Source organism: Capnocytophaga genosp. AHN8471 (assembly GCF_016806945.1).
Lineage (GTDB): Bacteria > Bacteroidota > Bacteroidia > Flavobacteriales > Flavobacteriaceae > Capnocytophaga > Capnocytophaga periodontitidis.
This window is the reverse complement of the sequence record NZ_JAESPJ010000026.1, coordinates 84776-102377: the sequence shown is the minus strand read 5'-3', so window position 1 is coordinate 102377 and position 17602 is coordinate 84776. Positions and strand designations below refer to the sequence as shown.

29 protein-coding genes are annotated in these 17602 nt (G+C 39.0%); 3 read left to right on the top strand and 26 right to left on the bottom strand.

What is annotated here, in order from left to right; all coding sequences use genetic code 11:
* Position 1: 1 nt before the first annotated feature.
* The 3 genes from JMN12_RS11240 to sufD are packed head-to-tail and all read left to right on the top strand — an operon-like array spanning position 2 to position 3382.
* On the top strand, positions 2 to 862 hold the full coding sequence (locus JMN12_RS11240; protein ID WP_203139215.1) for a hypothetical protein: 861 nt from the start codon (positions 2 to 4) through the stop codon (positions 860 to 862).
* A gap of 44 nt (positions 863 to 906) precedes the next feature.
* Positions 907 to 2076, top strand: a complete 1170-nt coding sequence (locus tag JMN12_RS11235; RefSeq protein WP_198466400.1) for an immunity 26/phosphotriesterase HocA family protein — start codon at positions 907 to 909, stop codon at positions 2074 to 2076.
* A gap of 4 nt (positions 2077 to 2080) precedes the next feature.
* Positions 2081 to 3382: a Fe-S cluster assembly protein SufD gene (gene sufD, locus JMN12_RS11230; RefSeq protein WP_203139211.1), complete on the top strand. Its 1302-nt coding sequence runs from the start codon at positions 2081 to 2083 to the stop codon at positions 3380 to 3382.
* A gap of 635 nt (positions 3383 to 4017) precedes the next feature.
* Here the strand turns inward: sufD and JMN12_RS11225 are convergent.
* From JMN12_RS11225 to rpsS, 26 genes are all read right to left on the bottom strand, one after another.
* Positions 4018 to 5271, bottom strand: a complete 1254-nt coding sequence (locus JMN12_RS11225) for a hemolysin family protein (RefSeq protein ID WP_203139208.1) — start codon at positions 5269 to 5271, stop codon at positions 4018 to 4020.
* A 57-nt stretch (positions 5272 to 5328) separates the two neighbouring features.
* Complete coding sequence (locus JMN12_RS11220; RefSeq protein ID WP_203139205.1) at positions 5329 to 5997, bottom strand: YceI family protein; 669 nt, start codon at positions 5995 to 5997, stop codon at positions 5329 to 5331.
* A 132-nt stretch (positions 5998 to 6129) separates the two neighbouring features.
* On the bottom strand, positions 6130 to 6657 hold the full coding sequence (gene rplQ / locus JMN12_RS11215) for a 50S ribosomal protein L17 (RefSeq protein ID WP_203081638.1): 528 nt from the start codon (positions 6655 to 6657) through the stop codon (positions 6130 to 6132).
* 31 nt (positions 6658 to 6688) lie between these two features.
* Positions 6689 to 7681 carry a DNA-directed RNA polymerase subunit alpha gene (locus JMN12_RS11210; protein WP_203081637.1) on the bottom strand — a complete coding sequence of 331 codons (993 nt, stop codon included), beginning with the start codon at positions 7679 to 7681 and terminating at the stop codon, positions 6689 to 6691.
* Between the two features lie 26 nt (positions 7682 to 7707).
* Positions 7708 to 8313 (bottom strand): 30S ribosomal protein S4, encoded by a 606-nt coding sequence (gene rpsD / locus JMN12_RS11205; RefSeq protein WP_009750921.1) that lies wholly within the window; start codon positions 8311 to 8313, stop codon positions 7708 to 7710.
* A gap of 83 nt (positions 8314 to 8396) precedes the next feature.
* Positions 8397 to 8798 (bottom strand): 30S ribosomal protein S11, encoded by a 402-nt coding sequence (rpsK, locus tag JMN12_RS11200; RefSeq protein ID WP_002679512.1) that lies wholly within the window; start codon positions 8796 to 8798, stop codon positions 8397 to 8399.
* Positions 8799 to 8811: 13 nt separating this feature from the next.
* Entirely contained in the window at positions 8812 to 9186 is a 375-nt protein-coding gene (gene rpsM / locus JMN12_RS11195) for a 30S ribosomal protein S13 (protein ID WP_009750922.1), read from the bottom strand.
* Between the two features lie 2 nt (positions 9187 to 9188).
* Positions 9189 to 9305: a type B 50S ribosomal protein L36 gene (gene ykgO / locus JMN12_RS11190; RefSeq protein ID WP_002676536.1), complete on the bottom strand. Its 117-nt coding sequence runs from the start codon at positions 9303 to 9305 to the stop codon at positions 9189 to 9191.
* A 277-nt stretch (positions 9306 to 9582) separates the two neighbouring features.
* The gene (gene infA / locus JMN12_RS11185) at positions 9583 to 9798 is read right to left on the bottom strand and encodes a translation initiation factor IF-1 (RefSeq protein ID WP_002675066.1); all 216 of its coding nucleotides are present in this window, start codon (positions 9796 to 9798) and stop codon (positions 9583 to 9585) included.
* Positions 9799 to 9807: 9 nt separating this feature from the next.
* Entirely contained in the window at positions 9808 to 11151 is a 1344-nt protein-coding gene (gene secY / locus JMN12_RS11180) for a preprotein translocase subunit SecY (RefSeq protein WP_009750923.1), read from the bottom strand.
* Between the two features lie 10 nt (positions 11152 to 11161).
* Positions 11162 to 11614, bottom strand: a complete 453-nt coding sequence (gene rplO / locus JMN12_RS11175; protein ID WP_009750924.1) for a 50S ribosomal protein L15 — start codon at positions 11612 to 11614, stop codon at positions 11162 to 11164.
* Between the two features lie 17 nt (positions 11615 to 11631).
* Positions 11632 to 11814, bottom strand: coding sequence for a 50S ribosomal protein L30 (rpmD, locus tag JMN12_RS11170; protein WP_002679387.1), 183 nt, complete (start codon positions 11812 to 11814; stop codon positions 11632 to 11634).
* 11 nt (positions 11815 to 11825) lie between these two features.
* A complete protein-coding gene (rpsE, locus tag JMN12_RS11165) occupies positions 11826 to 12350 on the bottom strand; it encodes a 30S ribosomal protein S5 (protein WP_002679388.1) in 525 nt (174 codons plus the stop codon).
* 5 nt (positions 12351 to 12355) lie between these two features.
* A complete protein-coding gene (gene rplR / locus JMN12_RS11160; protein WP_002679484.1) occupies positions 12356 to 12712 on the bottom strand; it encodes a 50S ribosomal protein L18 in 357 nt (118 codons plus the stop codon).
* Between the two features lie 11 nt (positions 12713 to 12723).
* Positions 12724 to 13266, bottom strand: a complete 543-nt coding sequence (rplF, locus tag JMN12_RS11155) for a 50S ribosomal protein L6 (protein ID WP_009750926.1) — start codon at positions 13264 to 13266, stop codon at positions 12724 to 12726.
* A 21-nt stretch (positions 13267 to 13287) separates the two neighbouring features.
* A complete protein-coding gene (gene rpsH / locus JMN12_RS11150) occupies positions 13288 to 13686 on the bottom strand; it encodes a 30S ribosomal protein S8 (protein WP_002675052.1) in 399 nt (132 codons plus the stop codon).
* Between the two features lie 21 nt (positions 13687 to 13707).
* Positions 13708 to 13977 (bottom strand): 30S ribosomal protein S14, encoded by a 270-nt coding sequence (rpsN, locus tag JMN12_RS11145; protein ID WP_002675050.1) that lies wholly within the window; start codon positions 13975 to 13977, stop codon positions 13708 to 13710.
* A gap of 4 nt (positions 13978 to 13981) precedes the next feature.
* Positions 13982 to 14533, bottom strand: a complete 552-nt coding sequence (gene rplE / locus JMN12_RS11140; RefSeq protein WP_009750927.1) for a 50S ribosomal protein L5 — start codon at positions 14531 to 14533, stop codon at positions 13982 to 13984.
* 1 nt (position 14534) lies between these two features.
* Positions 14535 to 14849 (bottom strand): 50S ribosomal protein L24, encoded by a 315-nt coding sequence (rplX, locus tag JMN12_RS11135; protein ID WP_009750928.1) that lies wholly within the window; start codon positions 14847 to 14849, stop codon positions 14535 to 14537.
* Positions 14850 to 14865: 16 nt separating this feature from the next.
* On the bottom strand, positions 14866 to 15234 hold the full coding sequence (gene rplN, locus JMN12_RS11130; RefSeq protein ID WP_002675043.1) for a 50S ribosomal protein L14: 369 nt from the start codon (positions 15232 to 15234) through the stop codon (positions 14866 to 14868).
* Between the two features lie 2 nt (positions 15235 to 15236).
* Positions 15237 to 15494, bottom strand: a complete 258-nt coding sequence (gene rpsQ, locus JMN12_RS11125; RefSeq protein WP_002675041.1) for a 30S ribosomal protein S17 — start codon at positions 15492 to 15494, stop codon at positions 15237 to 15239.
* 14 nt (positions 15495 to 15508) lie between these two features.
* Entirely contained in the window at positions 15509 to 15700 is a 192-nt protein-coding gene (gene rpmC / locus JMN12_RS11120; RefSeq protein WP_002675028.1) for a 50S ribosomal protein L29, read from the bottom strand.
* Positions 15701 to 15710: 10 nt separating this feature from the next.
* Positions 15711 to 16130 carry a 50S ribosomal protein L16 gene (rplP, locus tag JMN12_RS11115; RefSeq protein ID WP_002679503.1) on the bottom strand — a complete coding sequence of 140 codons (420 nt, stop codon included), beginning with the start codon at positions 16128 to 16130 and terminating at the stop codon, positions 15711 to 15713.
* A 20-nt stretch (positions 16131 to 16150) separates the two neighbouring features.
* A complete protein-coding gene (gene rpsC, locus JMN12_RS11110; RefSeq protein ID WP_002679516.1) occupies positions 16151 to 16891 on the bottom strand; it encodes a 30S ribosomal protein S3 in 741 nt (246 codons plus the stop codon).
* Positions 16892 to 16899: 8 nt separating this feature from the next.
* Positions 16900 to 17310, bottom strand: a complete 411-nt coding sequence (gene rplV / locus JMN12_RS11105; protein WP_009750929.1) for a 50S ribosomal protein L22 — start codon at positions 17308 to 17310, stop codon at positions 16900 to 16902.
* An 8-nt stretch (positions 17311 to 17318) separates the two neighbouring features.
* Positions 17319 to 17597: a 30S ribosomal protein S19 gene (gene rpsS, locus JMN12_RS11100; RefSeq protein WP_002675018.1), complete on the bottom strand. Its 279-nt coding sequence runs from the start codon at positions 17595 to 17597 to the stop codon at positions 17319 to 17321.
* Positions 17598 to 17602: the final 5 nt, after the last annotated feature.

Sequence of the window (17602 nt, the reverse complement as noted above, 5' to 3'; positions counted from 1 at the left end):
TATGCTTATTGAAAAATACACAGAAACCTTAACAAACCCTTTGTTGCCTGAGGCATTTCAGTTCTTAAAAAGAAAAGACATCTTTGCTATCAACTATGAACATCAGCAAATAGGTGTATGCAATAAGTCAGAAGGATTTTCGCTCTACACTTTTGAAAAAGAACTGCTTTGGGAAATAAATAAACCTATTGTGGGGGCTTTATTAGCGATAGAACGTCAGCAAATTTGGCTAGCCCAGCGCCACGATGCCCAGCATATCACCGTATGGGTGTATGACCTGCAAGGGAAGGCATTGGCGTCTATACCTATGGACGACGAAATCTACGATGCTAATATAGAGCTGAAAACATTGCCTAATAACAAAGTGGTTATCACTTTCTATGGCGGACAAGATGGTTGTATGAGCTATCTGCTATCTTTTGAAAACGAAAAACTAAAAGTAGCCAAACAATTGCCTAATGATGTAGATTTCTGCTGTATGCTCAGTGAAAAAGAAGCTGTATTCACCAATTTCTACGAGGCAGAGCTTTATGTAATGAGTTATCCATCGCTAAAAACACTCAAAAAACACCAATTCTCCAAGGATTGGGGAGCCATAGCACAACCTTTCAAAGGTGACAAAATACTGATTACCGATATGTATTGCAATCGGCATTACATTTTTGATATCAGTACCCTCACAGTGGAAGACGAAATCATTTTCAAAGGTTTTGAACCTTATCAAGATGAGGTAGAAGAGTTTTTAGTAAGCGATATCGACGAACTCCACTATCACAACGGTCAGCTGATAGGAGGATATACCGAAGTAGATAAACAAAGTAATCCTATATACCATTGGCTCATTAGTAAATTAGAAAATTAGCCAATTTGCTAATTAGCAAATTGACAAATCGGCAAATTAATTAAATGTTTGAACTCAACAACGAACAACGCAAATACGTAGGCTTAGACCCTATATTACCTCATTGGGATAGGGTTTTATTGGCAGGCGACAAACACCGCCCAGAGAGCATATTGTATTTTGACGGCGATATCATCAAAAGGCAAATCATCTCCACAAAGGAAAAATATATTGAAAAACAGTACGAGGAAGCAACACGCAACCGCAAAATATTGTTACCTAAAACCTCAAAAGGTAAAGAAGTGCCTTTGCAAGCCAATCATTTTGAAAAACGCACCCCTATTGGCGTGTGGGTAGAAATCAAAAATGACCGGTTGGCAATAACGAGCTACACCTCCGAAATCACTTTTTACGATACTTTTTGGGAAAAGCCTTCCGATAGAAAGCAAACCTCCATCCCTCAGCAAATAGCTGATTTTATCGCTCAATCACCAGCAAATCATTTAGAGGAAATAGCCGAATTTAAACAACAGAAACGCAAGCACGTAAAATTCAAAAAAGACGATATTTTCTGTTTTAAACTCAATCGCACCCAATACGGATTTGGCAGAGTGGTTTTAGATATCTATAAGGTTCAAAAAGAAAATATTATCCCCGAAAACCACTTTTGGAGATTTCTTTTCGGTCGACCTGTGATGATACAGTTCTTTGTATATGCTTCCGATACTAAAAATGTAGCTATAGAAGTATTGCAACAGCAGAAAACAATGCCCTCTAACGTGATGATGGACAACAATTTGTTCTATGGCGAATACGAAATTATAGGCAACGTTCCTATCCCCGATGAAGAATACGACTTCCCTATCAACTTTGAAGACGATGGATTTATGTTATACGGTGGTCCTAAATATTTTTTGCAATGGGGATTGATACAATTAGGAATGAGTGAAGCCGCCTTTGACGAAAGAGCCAAAAAACTCAAAACACTCACCGATAATTTGGATTATAACAATAGAGGAAATGGTATTTCACCACAGATGTATAGAAAACATCGTTTAGCGCAAATGCTCAGTGGCGAGGACTTATGCTGGTGTGATAGAGATTTGCGCGCTCCTTTCAACAAAGCTATCAAAGATGAAATCCTTACAATTTTCGGACTTGACCCTACAGTAAGCTATGCCGCAAATTGCAAGAAGTTATACGCAATACCCTTACCAAGTGAATTAAAAAATTAAGAAGATGAATTTAAAAGAAAAATGGGTTGCTGCCTTCGAGGCATTCCCACATAAAGACGATATATTAAAAGACATTCGCAAAGAAGCCCTTAGTTTCTTTGCCGAAAAAGGTTTCCCTCATAAGAAAGTAGAAGCGTGGAAATACACCTCACTCTCTAACCTCCAAGCTACTGATTACAGCTTGTGGCAACCTATTCACAATAAAACAACCCTCTCTCCCGAAGTGTTACACAAGTACGCTATTGCAGATTGCTATCAGATTGTGTTTGTAAACGGCTATTACTGCCCCGAAATGTCAAGCAAAGAGATTGCAGGCGCTACTATTAGCCCTCTATTAGAGGCGTTGCACAAGGGTGGAGAAGCCTTTATCAAAAAATACTTCAACACCAATACCGAAAAAGGCGATATATTCACAGCCCTCAACACGGCTTTTACCTCAGAAGGTGTATATATAGAAGTGCCTAAAGGAAAAGTGGTAGATAAACCTATACAATTGTTGTATTTCAACGATAGAAGAGAAACCACTTGCTACCAGCCGCGCAATATTATTGCTGTGGACGAGAATGCACAGCTCAAAGTCATTGAAGTACACCAAAACCTATCGGATACTGCTACGGCAATCCTTACCAATGCAGTAACCGAGGCTTTTGTAGCCAAAGAGGCTTTGCTTGATTATTACAAATTGCAAAACGATAGTCTGACAGCTTCCCTTATTGATAACACCTATATTTCGCAAGAAGCAAATAGCCACGCCAGCGTACATACTTTCTCGTTTGGGGGGACACTCACTCGCAACAACCTCAATTTCTATCACCAAGGCGAGCATTTAGAATCTACCCTCAAAGGGTTGAGCATTCTCAAAGGCACACAACACACCGACCATTATACGCTAGTGAACCACGCTTGTCCTAATTGCGAGAGTCATCAGGATTATAAGAGTATCGTAAGTGATGAAGCCACCAATGTGTTCAACGGTAAGATAATGGTGGAGCAAATCGCCCAGAAAACGAATGCTTATCAGCAGAACGACAATATCCTTCTCTCCGATAAGGCAACGGTATACACCAAGCCCCAACTCGAAATCTTCGCCGATGATGTGAAGTGTTCGCACGGTTGTACTGTAGGCTCTCTCAGCGCAGACTCTTTATTCTATCTGCAAACACGTGGGATAGGCAAAAAAGAAGCGGCTGCCCTACTCACTTATGCTTTTGCTAATACTGTATTAGAAAGCGTAAAAATCCCTACTCTTTCAGCCTATATCAATGGCATTATTGCTGAAAAATTAGGGGTAACTGTAGATTTTTAAGAGAAGAAGTATCGGTTAAAAACGTGTAAAATGAGAAAGTTATACAAAGATTCCGTATAGCGTATATACAAAAAACTGTAATTTTATTTTTTGGCACGAAGTATTGATTTTTTATTTAACACTGATAATAAACAACTTAGAGGCAAAATAGATAGGTATTTCATTTTTGGCACGCTATTTTCTATATAGTAAGCGTAAGTTTGACAGACGGGATGTTAGTAAAGCTTACAAGTGCATTTAAATCATAATAAATGATTATACTGAAAATTGCTTGAAAAAACTGAATTAAACAAAATTACTGAAAAATTGCTATAAGAAACATTGTTAGATAAAGATTATTTCATTGAAAACAAGATTTTGAGAAACAGAGATTGCTAATTGTTAATCAAAATTGCTTACTATAAGAAACATTATCATTAAAGCAGAAATTGAAAAAAATTAAATTACTGAAAAAGATCATTTATTAAGCTATTTATAGGACAAAATTTTATGGAAAAAACAAATACTTTTAAGTTCATAAAATTTTTATTAGCTTAAGAGTATTAATTTTGGAGTTAGTAGTAGTATTTATATGCATTGTGAAAAAAGGCTCTTCCGAAAGGGAGAGTCTTTTTTTAATTGATAACAATTGATAATTATTCGTTGTTTACTATCAATCTTACAGTTTCTATTTTGGTTTGGGAACAAGCTTCAATTACAAAAGTAAATGGAGAAATTTCTATCTTTTCACCTTGGGTAGGGATTCCTTCATTGTGAAGCACAATAAAGCCTCCTAAGGTCTCGTATTCTTCACTTTCAGGAATTTCTAAATGATATATCTCATTGAGGTATTCCACCTCTAAACGTGCTGAAAATAGGTATTCTGTTTCCGATAGTTGTTCCTCTATAAATTTATCTTTGTCGTGTTCGTCTTCAATTTCGCCAAAGAGTTCTTCTACAATATCCTCTAAGGTTACAATCCCCGAGGTACCTCCATACTCATCGAGAACTACCGCCATACTTTTGCGCTTACGGGTAAGGAGATTCAACACTTCGTTTATTTGAATAGTTTCAGGGATATTCACGATAGGAATGAGTACCTCTTTGATATTTTTAGGTTTCTTGAACATATCAAATGAGTGTACATAGCCCAAAATATCATCGATATTTTCGTTGTATATCAATATTTTAGAAAATCCCGAAGAGACAAAAGTAGCAATCAGATTTTCAATAGATTCGTTGAGTTCTACAGCTACTATTTCGGTGCGGGGTATCATTATCTCACGCGCTTTTACTCCCGAAAACTCTAAAGCATTTTGGAACATCTGCACTTCACTATCCATTTCTTCTTTTTTAGGCACATTTTCCAGTTGTTCAGAGATGTAGTCTACTAATTCTACTTTAGTGAATGAAAGAGGCACGTAATCACCTTTTGTTTTGAAGAATACACGCAGTACAAAATCGGAAATCCACATTACAAAGCTGGAAAGCGGATAAAACAGTAGGTAGAAAAAATAAGCAGGAATAGCAAATATTTTCAACAACTGATTAGCATAAATTTGGCAGAATACTTTAGGCATAAACTCTGCTGTAATGAGGATGATAAGGGTAGAGATTATAGTATGCCAAAGCACATTTTGGAAGAATTCGGGCAAGAGGGCAGTCATCACCTTGCCCATTTCAAAACCGTAGACTACCAAAGCCACATTGTTACCCACGAGCATAGTAGCCAATAGTTTAGAGGGCTTTCGGGTGAGTTTAGTAAGCACGTTGGCAATCACACCCTCTTGCTTTTTGAGGATTTCTAAGTGTACTTTGTTAGATGATACGTATGCTATTTCAAAGCCCGAAAAGAAGGCTGAAAGTGCCAGCGTAGTAAGGATAATAATTATAGAAATAGGTTCAACCATAAGAATAATAGAAAAAGGCAGTTGCTACCAACTGCCTTTTATTTATGAAAAGAATTTTTACTTGGTAGCCTTAGCTTTTACTACTAACTCTACATCATCGTTGATGAATTTATCTTTTAAATCATCAAACACTGATTTAGAACCATAGTTCACTCCAAAATCTACACGATTGATTTTGAAGGGTTGAGAAACGATGCTCACTTCGTTATCGGTAACAGTAACAGTAGCAGGGAAAGACACTTCTTTAGTTTTACCTTTGATAGTAAGGTCACCAGTAAGGTTTTTACCATCGAATTTCTTGAATACAAAAGAAGCTGTTGGGAAATCTTTCACATTGAAAAAGTGGTCTACTTTTTCAGGATCAGTACCTTTAAGGTGAGCTTCGAGGTCTTCTTTACCTTTGCCTGCTTGGAGGTCGAGTACTGTGATAGTATTCATATCCAACACGAACTCAGCTTTGGTAATAGCACCATTCTCTACATTTACACCGCCTTTGGTAACATTTACGGTACCATTGTGTTTGCCTGCAGGTTTGCTACCTACCCATTCTACTACTGAAGTAGGATCAACTGAGTAAGCAAAAGTAGATGCTTGAGTAGCTTCAGGTGCAGTAGTTTGCTCGGTAGTAGGGGTAGTTGTTTCAGTACTTTGTTGAGTGTTTGTATTGTCACAACTCACGAGTGCAATGCTTGCTATAACAGCTAAGCTCAAGACGATTTTTTTCATTAGTGATTTCATTTTTAAGTCATTAATTGGGCAAAGGTATGAAATATAATCTATTCTGCCAAATTTATTTAGAAAACGAAAGAGGCTTGCCGTGGCAAACCTCCTTATTTTTATTAACTTAAATAATTGCAATTATTCAGCTGTTTCAGCTTTAACCTCAGATTTTGCTTCAGATTTAACCTGAGACTTTACTTCAGATTTAACTTCAGCTTTTGCTTCAGTTGCAGTTTCTTCAGTTGCTTTTTTTCTACCACGACGAGTAGTTTTCTTTTTAGCTGCTTTATTAGCTACGTTGTAAGTAGTGTTGTAGTCTACGAACTCAATCATAGCCATTTCGGCGTTATCGCCTAAACGATTTCCTAATTTGATGATACGAGTGTATCCACCTGGGCGGTCGCCTACTTTTACTACTACTTCTTTGAAGAGTTCGGTTACAGCGTATTTGTTGCGCAATTTACTAAAAGCGATACGACGATTATGAGTAGTATCTTCTTTAGATTTAGTTACCAATGGCTCTACAAAAAGTTTTAGAGCTTTTGCTTTTGCCAAGGTGGTATTGATGCGTTTATGCTCGATAAGAGAGCAAGCCATATTGGCGAGCATTGAATTTCTATGAGCAGATTTTCTTCCTAAATGATTAATTTTATTTCCGTGTCTCATTTTTCCTTAGTTAAAATATCGCAAGAGCGAGTTAATCTTTATCCAATTTATACTTTGAGGTATCCATACCGAACACCAAACCTTTGTTAGCCACTAATTCGTCGAGTTCGATGAGGGATTTTTTACCAAAATTTCTAAATTTCATCAAATCGGCTTTGTTGAATGATACTAAGTCGCCTAATGTTTCTACTTCGGCGGCTTTCAAGCAGTTGAGAGCGCGCACTGAAAGGTCCATATCTACCAATTTAGTTTTGAGCAACTGACGCATGTGTAATGATTCTTCGTCGTAAGTATCGGTTTGGGCTACTTCATCGGCTTCGAGAGTAATTCTCTCGTCGGAGAAGAGCATAAAGTGATGGATGAGGGTTTTAGCGGCTTCAGTAAGGGCTTGTTTAGGGTGGATGGAACCGTCGGTTTTAATTTCGAAGACTAATTTTTCGTAGTCAGTTTTTTGTTCAACACGATAATTTTCAACGGTGTATTTCACGTTTTTGATAGGAGTAAAGATTGAATCGGTAGCGATGACTCCTATAGCGGCGTTTGGTTTTGCGTTTTCTTCGGCGGACACGTATCCACGACCTTTTTCAATGGTAATTTCCATAGTAAAGGCGGCGGAAGTTTCCATATTGCAAATCACCAAATCGGGGTTTAGCACTTGAAAACCTGAAAGAGTTTTTTGAAAATCACCGGCAGTCAATTGTTTTTTACCAGAAACAGTAATGGTAGCTGTTTCATTTTCTACATCTTCGACTTGGCGTTTGAAGCGAACTTGTTTCAAGTTGAGAATGATTTCGGTTACGTCTTCTCTCACGCCTGGTATAGTAGAAAATTCGTGGTCTACTTTATCAAATTTCACAGAGGTAATAGCGAAACCTTCGAGGGAGGAGAGCATAACTCTGCGCAATGCGTTACCTATAGTTAAACCATATCCTGGTTCCAAAGGGCGAAATTCAAATCGCCCTTCGAAATCAGATGATTCAATCATTATAACTTTATCTGGTTTTTGAAAGTTAAATAATGCCATATTTTGACTGCTGTCTTTTTTATTTATTATTTAGAGTACAACTCTACGATTAACTGTTCTTTAATATTTTCAGGAATCTGAATACGTTGAGGTACAGCTACGAAAGTACCTTCTAATTTTTCAGGGTTCCAAGTGATCCATTCGTATACGGTGCTGTGAGCAGCCAATGAATTTTCGATCACGCTTAAAGATTTTGATTTTTCGCGAACGCCTACTACATCGCCAGGTTTAAGTGAGTAAGATGGGATATTTACGATTTCTCCGTTTACGGTGATGTGGCGGTGAGACACCAATTGGCGTGCGGCGCTACGAGTAGGAGCGATACCCATACGGTATACGACGTTGTCTAAGCGAGATTCGCAAAGTTGAAGAAGCACCTCACCGGTGATGTGTTTACTTCTTTTAGCTTTTTCATATAGGTTATGGAATTGTTTTTCGAGGATTCCATAAGTATATTTAGCTTTTTGTTTTTCTTGTAGCTGGGTGGCGTATTCAGAGCGTTTTGCTCTACGGCGAGCCAAGCCGTGTTGTCCGGGAGGATAGTTTTTTCTTTCAAAAGATTTATCATCTCCGAAGATAGCTTCACCAAATTTACGAGCTATTTTAGTTTTTGGTCCTGTATATCTTGCCATTTTGAATTGTTTAAAATGAAAGGCAGTTATGAATTAAGGCATTCCTTCGATAACAACTCACCTTTCTTACTTGTTATATTAAATTATACTCTACGTTTTTTAGGAGGGCGGCATCCGTTGTGAGGAAGGGGAGTAACGTCGATAATTTCGGTTACTTCGATACCAGCGTTGTGGATAGTGCGGATAGCGGATTCTCTACCGTTACCTGGACCTTTTACGTATACTTTTACTTTTTTAAGACCGGCGTCGAAAGCTACTTTAGCAGCATCTTCGGCGGCTACTTGTGCGGCGTAAGGGGTATTTTTCTTAGAGCCTCTGAAGCCCATTTTACCTGCTGACGACCAAGCAATTACATCTCCTTTTTTATTGGTAAGAGAAATGATAACGTTGTTGAAAGTAGCTGAAACGTGAGCTTCGCCAACAGACTCAACGACTACTTTTCTCTTTTTAGAGACTTTTGCATTTTTTGCATTTTGTTTTGCCATACTCTACTACTTATTATTTAGTTGCTTTTTTCTTGTTCGCAACAGTTTTTCTTTTACCTTTTCTTGTACGAGAATTGTTTTTAGTTTTTTGACCGCGCAAAGGTAATCCGTTACGGTGGCGGATACCGCGGTAACAACCGATGTCCATCAAACGTTTGATGTTTAATTGGATTTCGGAGCGCAATTCTCCTTCGATTTTGTAAGACGCAACGATTTCGCGAATGCGACTGATTTCGTCGTCATTCCATTCGTTTACTTTAGTGTCTTCGTTTACTTGAGCTCTACTTAATATTTCTTTAGCTCTACTTTTTCCAATACCAAAAATGTAGGTTAAACCAATAACCCCTCTTTTGTTTTTTGGTAAGTCAATACCTGCAATTCGTGCCATAATTATCCTTGTCGTTGTTTAAATTTAGGATTTTTCTTGTTAATTACGTACAATCGTCCTTTCCTGCGCACAATGATGCACTCGGAACTTCTTTTTTTAATTGATGCTCTAACTTTCATTTTGTTTTGTTTATATCAATAGAGTGCGCAAAACTACAATTTTTTTTTGTAATAGCCACATTTTTAGTGTACAAAAATTTCATTTTGCATTTAGTTCACTCGTTTTTTTGAGCGTAATTTTTGTATTCAACATTTTGAATACAAATGTTTTACGCTAAAAATACCACAAATAAAAAATTCTTATTTTATGATTGTAATTTCTCACAGATATAACTAAAAGGGTTGTATCTGTGAGAAATTATCAACCAAAATATTGGAAGAATTCTCTTAATTAAAACTAATAACGGTAGGTGATGCGAGCTTTACTTAGGTCGTAAGGGCTCATTTCGAGTTTTACTTTATCACCTGGGAGTAGTTTGATGTAATGCATACGCATTTTTCCTGAGATGTGTGCGATGACTACGTGCCCATTGTCTAACTCCACTCTGAACATTGCATTAGACAGTGCTTCTACAATAGTTCCGTCTTGTTCAATTGCTGCTTGTTTAGCCATAAATTTTAATTAAGATACTTTTCTATTTTTACCTGTTTTCATCAAACCATCATAATGGCGATTGAGCAGATATGAATTTACTTGTTGCATAGTATCAATAGCAACCCCTACTAAGATGAGTAGTGAAGTACCTCCGTAGAACAATGCCCATTGGTCTTGCATACCGATAATTTTGAGCAGTGAAGGGAAGATAGCTACCAAGGCTATACATATAGAGCCAGGGAATGTGATGAGCGACATAATTTTGTCTAAATAGTCGCCCGTTTCTTTACCTGGGCGTATACCTGGGATGAAACCTCCGCTACGTTTTAGGTCGTCGGCCATTTTGTTAGTAGGCACTGTGATTGCAGTGTAGAAATACGTGAATAGTATAATCATAGCTGCAAAGAGCAGGTTGTACCAAAATCCGAAGACGTTGGAGAAGGCTGCTTGAACACTTTTGGCAAATTCGGATTGTGATAATCCGGCTACAGTGGCTGGGATAAACATCAAGGCTTGAGCGAAGATGATAGGCATTACCCCTGCAGCGTTAAGTTTTAAAGGAATGTATTGGCGAGCGCCGAAGATATTTCTCTCGTTAGCAGTTCCTCCGTCGGCTGTTCTACGGGCGTACTGTACTGGGATTTGTCGTACTGCTTTGATCAGATAGATACAGAGCAGGATGATCACGAACCAAAGGATTATCTCGATGAGAATTAACAGAGGTCCACCAGTACCGGTAAGTCGAGAAGCGGTTTCGGAGAGGAATGCGCGAGGGAGGCGAGCGATGATACCTACCATAATGAGTAGGGAGATACCGTTACCAATTCCTTTATCGGTGATTTTTTCACCTAACCACATTGCGAAAATAGTTCCTGTTACTAAGATAAGCACCGCGGGTACGATAAAAGAGAGTCCCTTGCCTAAAAGGAAGGCAGAATCAGGGACTCCTAATCTATTGATACCGTATAGGTATACGGGTGCTTGTACAATACATATTGCAATAGTAAGCCATCGAGTGATTTGGTTTATCTTTCGGCGTCCGCTTTCACCTTCTTTTTGTAGTTTTTGGAGATAAGGAATAGCGATTCCCATCAACTGAACGACGATAGAAGCTGAGATGTAGGGCATAATCCCGAGTGCGAATACTGAGGCATTGGAGAAAGCGCCACCAGTAAAAGCGTTGAGGATGTCGAGGAGACCACCGCCAGAGGTTTTGGTAGACAACTCGTGTAATTGAGCGGAGTCGATACCAGGGAGGACGATGTGAGCTCCGAAGCGATAAACTAACAAAATTCCGAGAGTTAAAATGATTCTATTTTTTAACTCTTCAATTTTCCAAATATTGGTCAGGTTCTCGATAAACTTCTTCATAAATTGAATATTACAAGGTTACTGCTTCGCCACCAGCAGCTTCGATAGCGGCTTTAGCACTTGCAGTAAACTTATGAACAGATATTTTTAATTTAGATTTTAGTTCTCCACCTCCTAAAATTTTGACCAAGTCGGTTTTTTTAGCGAGGTTTAGTTGAACTAAGGTTTCGAGGTCAACTTTATCGGTAATTTTACCGTTATCAACGAGTTCTTGGATACGACCTAAGTTGATACCGACGTATTCTTTACGGTTAAAGTTTTTGAAACCGAATTTTGGTACGCGTCGTTGTAGGGGCATTTGACCACCTTCGAAGCCAATCTTATTAGAAAAGCCAGAACGAGATTTAGCTCCTTTGTGACCGCGGGTAGAAGTTCCTCCTTTACCAGAACCTTGACCGCGACCTACGCGCTTCCCTTCTCTGTGAATTGAACCCTGTGCGGGTTGTAAATTACTCAAGTTCATAACTTTGTATAAAAATATTATTTAACTTCTTCTACAGAAATTAAGTGTTTTACCTTATTGATCATACCAAGGATGCTTGGTGTAGCGTCGTGTTCGACGGTTCTACCGATACGAGTAAGACCTAAAGCTTCGAGAGTAAGTTTTTGGTCTTTAGGGCGTTTGATGCTACTTTTAATTTGAGTTACTTTAATTTTTGCCATAGCTATATAAATTAACCTTTAAACAATTTTTCTAAAGAGATGCCACGTTGAGCAGCGACAGTTTTAGCGCTACGCAATTGTAATAAAGCGTCGAAAGTAGCTTTGACCACGTTGTGAGGGTTAGAAGAGCCTTGAGATTTAGAGAGTACGTTATGGATACCTACGGATTCCAATACGGCACGTACTGCACCACCAGCAATAACTCCAGTACCATCGGTAGCGGGTTGTAGGAATACACGGGCACCGCCGTATTTTCCTTTTTGTTCGTGAGGCAAGGTAGTACCGTTGAGGGGGATACGCACTAAGTTTTTCTTAGCGTCTTCAACAGCTTTAGCTATAGCTTCGGAAACCTCTTTAGATTTACCTAACCCGTGACCTACGACTCCGTTTTCGTCGCCAACTACAACGATAGCGGAGAAACCGAAAGCGCGACCACCTTTAGTTACTTTAGTAACACGTTGTACACCTACCAAACGGTCTTTCAATTCCAAACCACTTGGTTTTACATATTCTACATTTTTATATTTCTGATACATAGTTATTAGAATTTAAGTCCGCCTTCTCGAGCCCCGTCGGCTAATGATTTTACACGTCCGTGGTAAAGGTAACCTCCGCGGTCGAAGGATACTTTTTCGATACCTTGTTTTAAAGCTTTTTCAGCAATAGCTTTACCGACCAATGCTGCTTTTTCAGTTTTAGTACCTTTGGCGGCACTAATTTCTTTATCGCGTGAAGATGCAGCCAACAGGGTAGTACCTTTAGTATCGTCTATGATTTGGACATAGATTTCGTTATTACTTCTGAAAACAGCCAAACGAGGTTGTTCAGCAGTACCTTTTACTACTTTTCTGATTCTGCTTTTAATACGTTGTCTTCTTTCTATTCTTGATAATGCCATTGTTCTAACTATTAAGCTGATTTACCTGCTTTTCTTCTTAACACTTCGCCTACGAATTTGACGCCTTTACCTTTGTAAGGTTCAGGTTTACGGAAGCTACGGATTTTAGCCGCTACTTGACCGAGTAGTTGTTTGTCGTGAGAAGTTAATTTAATGATGGGGTTTTTACCTTTCTCGTTGATTGTTTCGAGTTTAATTTCTTTAGGCAATTCGAGAATGATATTGTGGGAGAAACCGAGGGCTAAGTCGAGTTTTTGACCTTGGTTAGCTGCACGGTATCCAACCCCTACTAACTCTAATTCTTTAGTGAAACCTTCAGAGACACCTACGACCATATTGTGTACTAATGCACGGTATAATCCGTGTTTAGCGTTTTGGTCTTTGGTAGTATCTGTAGTTTCAAACACTAAATGTCCATCTTCTTGCTTTACAGCAATGTCTTTAACCTCTTGGGTTAATTCGCCTAATTTCCCCTTTACGGTTACGGTGTTATCTTTGATAGTAACTGTAACTCCTGCGGGAATATTGATGGGTGCTTTACCTATTCTTGACATTGTTTATTGTCTTTTTATTGATTAGTAAACGTAACAAATTACCTCACCACCGATATTGAGTTCTCTCGCTTTTTTACCAGTCATCACGCCTTGTGATGTAGAGATGATAGCGATACCCAAACCGTTTAATACGCGAGGTAGGTTATCAGCGCCCGCGTACTTTCTCAGACCTGGGCGGCTGGCTCTTTCAATATGCCTAATAACGGGTTCTTTGGTTACTTTGTCGTATTTCAGAGCTATTTTGATGGTACCTTGAACGGTAGAGTCATCGAATTTATAGCTAAGGATGAACCCTTGGTCGAAAAGGATTTTAGTAATTTCCTTTTTGAGTTTAGATGCTGGGATTTCAACGACTCTGTGACCAGCGCTATTAGCATTTCTAATTCTTGTTAAATAATCTGCGATAGGATCTGTATACATAAATTTTGTCCTTTTAAATTATTACCAACTTGCTTTTTTTACACCAGGAATTAATCCTTTGTTTGCCATTTCGCGGAATAACACACGTGAAATTCCAAAGGTGCGCATATACCCTTTAGGGCGTCCGGTGAGTTTGCAACGGTTGTGCAAACGGACAGGGGAAGCATTTTTAGGGATGAGCTGAAGTGCTTCATAATCACCAGCTTCTTTTAGAGCTTTGCGTTTAGCAGCGTATTTAGCTACTAACTTTTGACGTTTCACCTCGCGGGCTTTCATTGATTCTTTAGCCATATACTTAGTTCTTTTTAAAAGGTAATCCTAATTCGCTTAATAATGATTTAGCTTCTTTATCAGTGTGAGCTGAAGTAACGAAGGTAATATCCATACCTGCAATCTTATTGATTTTATCGATGTCGATTTCAGGGAAGATGATTTGTTCGGTAACGCCTAAGTTATAGTTACCTCTACCGTCGAATCCATTTGCTTTGACGCCTTGGAAGTCTCTTACACGGGGAAGAGCTGTAGTGATAAGGCGGTCTAAGAACTCGTACATTCTTTCTCCTCTAAGGGTAACTTTGGCACCTATAGCCATACCTTTACGGAGTTTGAAAGAAGCGACGTCCTTTTTAGAATAAGTGGGAACAGCTTTCTGACCAGTAATTTTGGTAAGTTCGTCTACGGCGTAGTCGATTTGTTTTTTATCGGCTACGGCAGTACCAACACCACGGCTCACAACTATTTTTTCAAGTTTAGGAACCTGCATTACGTTTTTATAGCCAAATTCTTGTTTAAGAGCCGCAATGATGCGCTCATTGTATTCTTGTTTTAATCTAGGTACGTAAGCCATATTATATTACTACATTAGATTTTTTAGAGATTCGCACTTTTTTACCGTCTTTCACTTCGAAACCTACACGAGTAGCTTTTTTTGTTTTAGGGTCGATGAGGGAGAGGTTAGAAATGTGAATAGATGCTTCTTTTTCTACGATTCCACCTTGAGGGTTTTGTGCGTTAGGTTTGGTGTGTTTTTTCACCAAGTTAAGCCCCTCAACAATCGCTCTGTTCTTCTCACGGTCTACACGTAATACTTTGCCTTCTTTACCTTTTTCTTCTCCGGCAATTACTTTTACGGTATCTCCAGTTTTAATTTTTAGTTTCATCATTTACTTTAGTTAAAAATTAAAGCACTTCTGGTGCTAATGAAACGATCTTCATAAATTGTTTATCACGAAGTTCGCGTGCTACGGGACCGAATACACGGGTACCTCTCATTTCACCAGCTGCGTTCAAGAGAACGCAAGCGTTTTCATCAAATCGGATATAAGAACCATCGGCACGGCGTACTTCTTTTTTAGTTCTTACAACCACCGCGGTAGAAACTTGTCCTTTTTTTACGTTTCCGTTAGGGGTAGCTTCTTTGACGGTAACTACAATCTTATCGCCAACAGAGGCGTATCGGCGCTTAGTACCACCGAGTACACGGATAGTTAGCACTTCTTTAGCGCCAGTATTATCGGCTACTTTTAGTCTTGATTCTTGTTGTACCATAATTACTTAGCTCTTTCAATGATTTCTACTAATCTCCAACATTTGGTTTTGCTCAATGGGCGTGTTTCCATTATGCGTACAGTATCACCAATGTTGCAATCGTTTTTTTCGTCGTGCGCAACGTATTTTTTGGTGCGCAACACGAACTTACCGTACATAGGGTGTTTTACACGTTTCACTTCTGAAACGACGATAGATTTATCCATTTTGTTGCTTGTAACAACCCCTATTCTTTCTTTTCTTAAATTTCTTTTTTCCATAAGGCAGGTTCGAATTATTGTAATTCACGTTTAGTTAGCTCACAAGCCAATCTCGCGATAGTTCTTCTTACGTTACGTAATTGAATTGGTTTTTCCAATGACGAAATTGCGTGTGCCATTTTCAAATCTGCATACGATTTCTTAAACTCACCAAGCTTTTCTTGTAGCTCAGTTATTGTCAATTTGTTAATTTCAGACTGTTTCATTGTTCTTTAATTAATTTTGATAATCTCTTGCTACAACGAATTTTGTTTTCACGGGTAGCTTTTGAGCGGCGAGGCGTAGCGCTTCTTTGGCTACGTCGAGCGGCACTCCACCAACCTCGAACATTATTCTACCTGGTTTTACTACGGCTGCCCAGTATTCAACGGCACCTTTACCTTTACCCATACGTACTTCGAGTGGTTTTTTGGTAATAGGTTTATCTGGGAAGATTTTGATCCAAAGTTGACCTTCGCGTTTCATATAACGGGTAGCAGCGACACGAGCTGACTCGATTTGACGAGAAGTGATGAATGCTGAATCTAACGATTTAATTCCGAAAGTACCATTAGAAAGGAGCGCACCGCGGTGAGCTACGCCTTTCATTCTGCCTTTTTGTTGTTTACGATATTTCGTTCTTTTTGGCTGTAACATCTTTCTTGTTCTTTAAAAAATTACTTTTTGCGACGCGCTCTTTTGGGTGCACCAGCAGGCTTGTCAGTTGATTTACCGGAGAAGTTTCCACCGGTAGCTTTTTTAGTCATACCTACGAGTGGGGAGAGTTCTCTTTTACCATAGATTTCGCCTTTCATAATCCACACTTTGATGCCCATACGGCCATAAGTAGTGTGAGCTTCGTCAATAGCGTAATCGATATCAGCTCTAAAGGTTGAAAGAGGGATACGACCTTCTTTAAAGCTTTCGGAACGTGCCATTTCGGCTCCATTCAAACGGCCAGAAATCATTACCTTGATACCTTCGGCGTTCATACGCATAGCTGAAGCGATAGCCATTTTGATAGCGCGTTTGTAAGAGACACGACCTTCGATTTGGCGGGCGATGCTTGCTGCAACGAGAGCGGCGTCGAGCTCAGGGCGTTTGATTTCAAAAATATTGATTTGGATATCTTTACCGGTGATTTTCTTAAGTTCTTCTTTCAGCTTGTCTACCTCCTGACCTCCTTTACCGATGATGATACCGGGGCGGGCGGTGGTGATAGTAACGGTTACAAGTTTAAAAGTACGTTCGATAATCACGTGAGCAACACTAGCTTTAGATAAACGAGCGAGAACATATTTTCTGATTTTGTCGTCTTCAGCGAGTTTATCTCCGTAATCATTGCCTCCATACCAGTTAGACTCCCATCCTCTGATAATTCCTAGGCGATTTCCGATTGGATTTGTTTTTTGTCCCATAGTTTATCTTAGCTTTCTGTGTTAAAATTTTTAGCTCCAAGCACTAAAGTTACGTGGTTAGAGCGTTTTCTAATTCTGTGTGCTCTTCCTTGTGGAGCTGGGCGTAAGCGTTTAAGGATAGCGCCACCATCCACGCGGATTTCTTTGATGAATACTCCTGCTTCTTCCAAGTTAGCGTTCTCGTTTTTAGCTTGCCAGTTAGCGATAGCTGAAAGCAACAATTTTTCTAAACGAGCTGCTGCTTCTTTTTGGTTGAATTTCAAAATAGCCAAGGCTTTATCTACTTGCTGACCGCGAACTAAATCTGCTACTAAGCGCATTTTTCGTGGGGAAGTAGGGCAGTTATTTAACTTTGCGAAAGCCAAGCTTTTTTTAGCTTCTTTAATTTCGTCTGCTCTTAATTTTTTTCTAACTCCCATAGCCTTAATTATTTTTTACCTTTATTTTTTGCACCTGCGTGTCCGCGGAAGGAACGAGTAGGTGAAAATTCTCCTAATTTATGTCCCACCATATTTTCAGTAATATATACAGGGACGAACTGACGACCGTTGTGTACAGCGATAGTTTGGCCAACGAAATCAGGTGTAATCATAGAAGCTCGTGACCAAGTTTTGATAACGTTTTTCTTACCTGATTGTATATTTTGTTGGATTTTCTTTTCCAAGCTATAGTGAACGTAAGGTCCTTTTTTTAATGAACGTGCCATTTGTT

Excerpts from the sequence above, each read along its gene's own strand:
- secY (WP_009750923.1), bottom strand. The coding sequence starts at position 11,151 with ATGAAGAAGTTTATCGAGAACCTGACCAATATTTGGAAAATTGAAGAG.
- rpsD (WP_009750921.1), bottom strand. The coding sequence starts at position 8,313 with ATGGCAAGATATACAGGACCAAAAACTAAAATAGCTCGTAAATTTGGT.
- rpsH (WP_002675052.1), bottom strand. The coding sequence starts at position 13,686 with ATGTATACAGATCCTATCGCAGATTATTTAACAAGAATTAGAAATGCT.
- rpsQ (WP_002675041.1), bottom strand. The coding sequence starts at position 15,494 with ATGGAAAAAAGAAATTTAAGAAAAGAAAGAATAGGGGTTGTTACAAGC.
- rplE (WP_009750927.1), bottom strand. The coding sequence starts at position 14,533 with ATGGCTTACGTACCTAGATTAAAACAAGAATACAATGAGCGCATCATT.
- rpmC (WP_002675028.1), bottom strand. The coding sequence starts at position 15,700 with ATGAAACAGTCTGAAATTAACAAATTGACAATAACTGAGCTACAAGAA.
- rpsM (WP_009750922.1), bottom strand. The coding sequence starts at position 9,186 with ATGGCACGAATTGCAGGTATTGACTTACCAAAAAACAAAAGAGGGGTT.
- rplN (WP_002675043.1), bottom strand. The coding sequence starts at position 15,234 with ATGGTACAACAAGAATCAAGACTAAAAGTAGCCGATAATACTGGCGCT.
- rplP (WP_002679503.1), bottom strand. The coding sequence starts at position 16,130 with ATGTTACAGCCAAAAAGAACGAAATATCGTAAACAACAAAAAGGCAGA.
- infA (WP_002675066.1), bottom strand. The coding sequence starts at position 9,798 with ATGGCTAAACAAGCAGCAATTGAACAAGACGGAACTATTGTAGAAGCA.
- rplV (WP_009750929.1), bottom strand. The coding sequence starts at position 17,310 with ATGGGAGTTAGAAAAAAATTAAGAGCAGACGAAATTAAAGAAGCTAAA.
- rplQ (WP_203081638.1), bottom strand. The coding sequence starts at position 6,657 with ATGAGACACGGAAATAAAATTAATCATTTAGGAAGAAAATCTGCTCAT.
- rpsC (WP_002679516.1), bottom strand. The coding sequence starts at position 16,891 with ATGGGACAAAAAACAAATCCAATCGGAAATCGCCTAGGAATTATCAGA.
- JMN12_RS11240 (WP_203139215.1), top strand. The coding sequence starts at position 2 with ATGCTTATTGAAAAATACACAGAAACCTTAACAAACCCTTTGTTGCCT.
- rpmD (WP_002679387.1), bottom strand. The coding sequence starts at position 11,814 with ATGGCAAAAATTAAAGTAACTCAAATTAAAAGTAGCATCAAACGCCCT.
- rpsS (WP_002675018.1), bottom strand. The coding sequence starts at position 17,597 with ATGGCACGTTCATTAAAAAAAGGACCTTACGTTCACTATAGCTTGGAA.
- JMN12_RS11220 (WP_203139205.1), bottom strand. The coding sequence starts at position 5,997 with ATGAAAAAAATCGTCTTGAGCTTAGCTGTTATAGCAAGCATTGCACTC.
- ykgO (WP_002676536.1), bottom strand. The coding sequence starts at position 9,305 with ATGAAAGTTAGAGCATCAATTAAAAAAAGAAGTTCCGAGTGCATCATT.
- sufD (WP_203139211.1), top strand. The coding sequence starts at position 2,081 with ATGAATTTAAAAGAAAAATGGGTTGCTGCCTTCGAGGCATTCCCACAT.
- rpsN (WP_002675050.1), bottom strand. The coding sequence starts at position 13,977 with ATGGCTAAAGAATCAATGAAAGCCCGCGAGGTGAAACGTCAAAAGTTA.
- rplO (WP_009750924.1), bottom strand. The coding sequence starts at position 11,614 with ATGAACTTGAGTAATTTACAACCCGCACAGGGTTCAATTCACAGAGAA.
- rplF (WP_009750926.1), bottom strand. The coding sequence starts at position 13,266 with ATGTCAAGAATAGGTAAAGCACCCATCAATATTCCCGCAGGAGTTACA.
- rplR (WP_002679484.1), bottom strand. The coding sequence starts at position 12,712 with ATGGCATTATCAAGAATAGAAAGAAGACAACGTATTAAAAGCAGAATC.
- JMN12_RS11225 (WP_203139208.1), bottom strand. The coding sequence starts at position 5,271 with ATGGTTGAACCTATTTCTATAATTATTATCCTTACTACGCTGGCACTT.
- JMN12_RS11235 (WP_198466400.1), top strand. The coding sequence starts at position 907 with ATGTTTGAACTCAACAACGAACAACGCAAATACGTAGGCTTAGACCCT.
- rplX (WP_009750928.1), bottom strand. The coding sequence starts at position 14,849 with ATGATGAAACTAAAAATTAAAACTGGAGATACCGTAAAAGTAATTGCC.
- rpsK (WP_002679512.1), bottom strand. The coding sequence starts at position 8,798 with ATGGCAAAACAAAATGCAAAAAATGCAAAAGTCTCTAAAAAGAGAAAA.
- JMN12_RS11210 (WP_203081637.1), bottom strand. The coding sequence starts at position 7,681 with ATGGCATTATTTAACTTTCAAAAACCAGATAAAGTTATAATGATTGAA.
- rpsE (WP_002679388.1), bottom strand. The coding sequence starts at position 12,350 with ATGTATCAGAAATATAAAAATGTAGAATATGTAAAACCAAGTGGTTTG.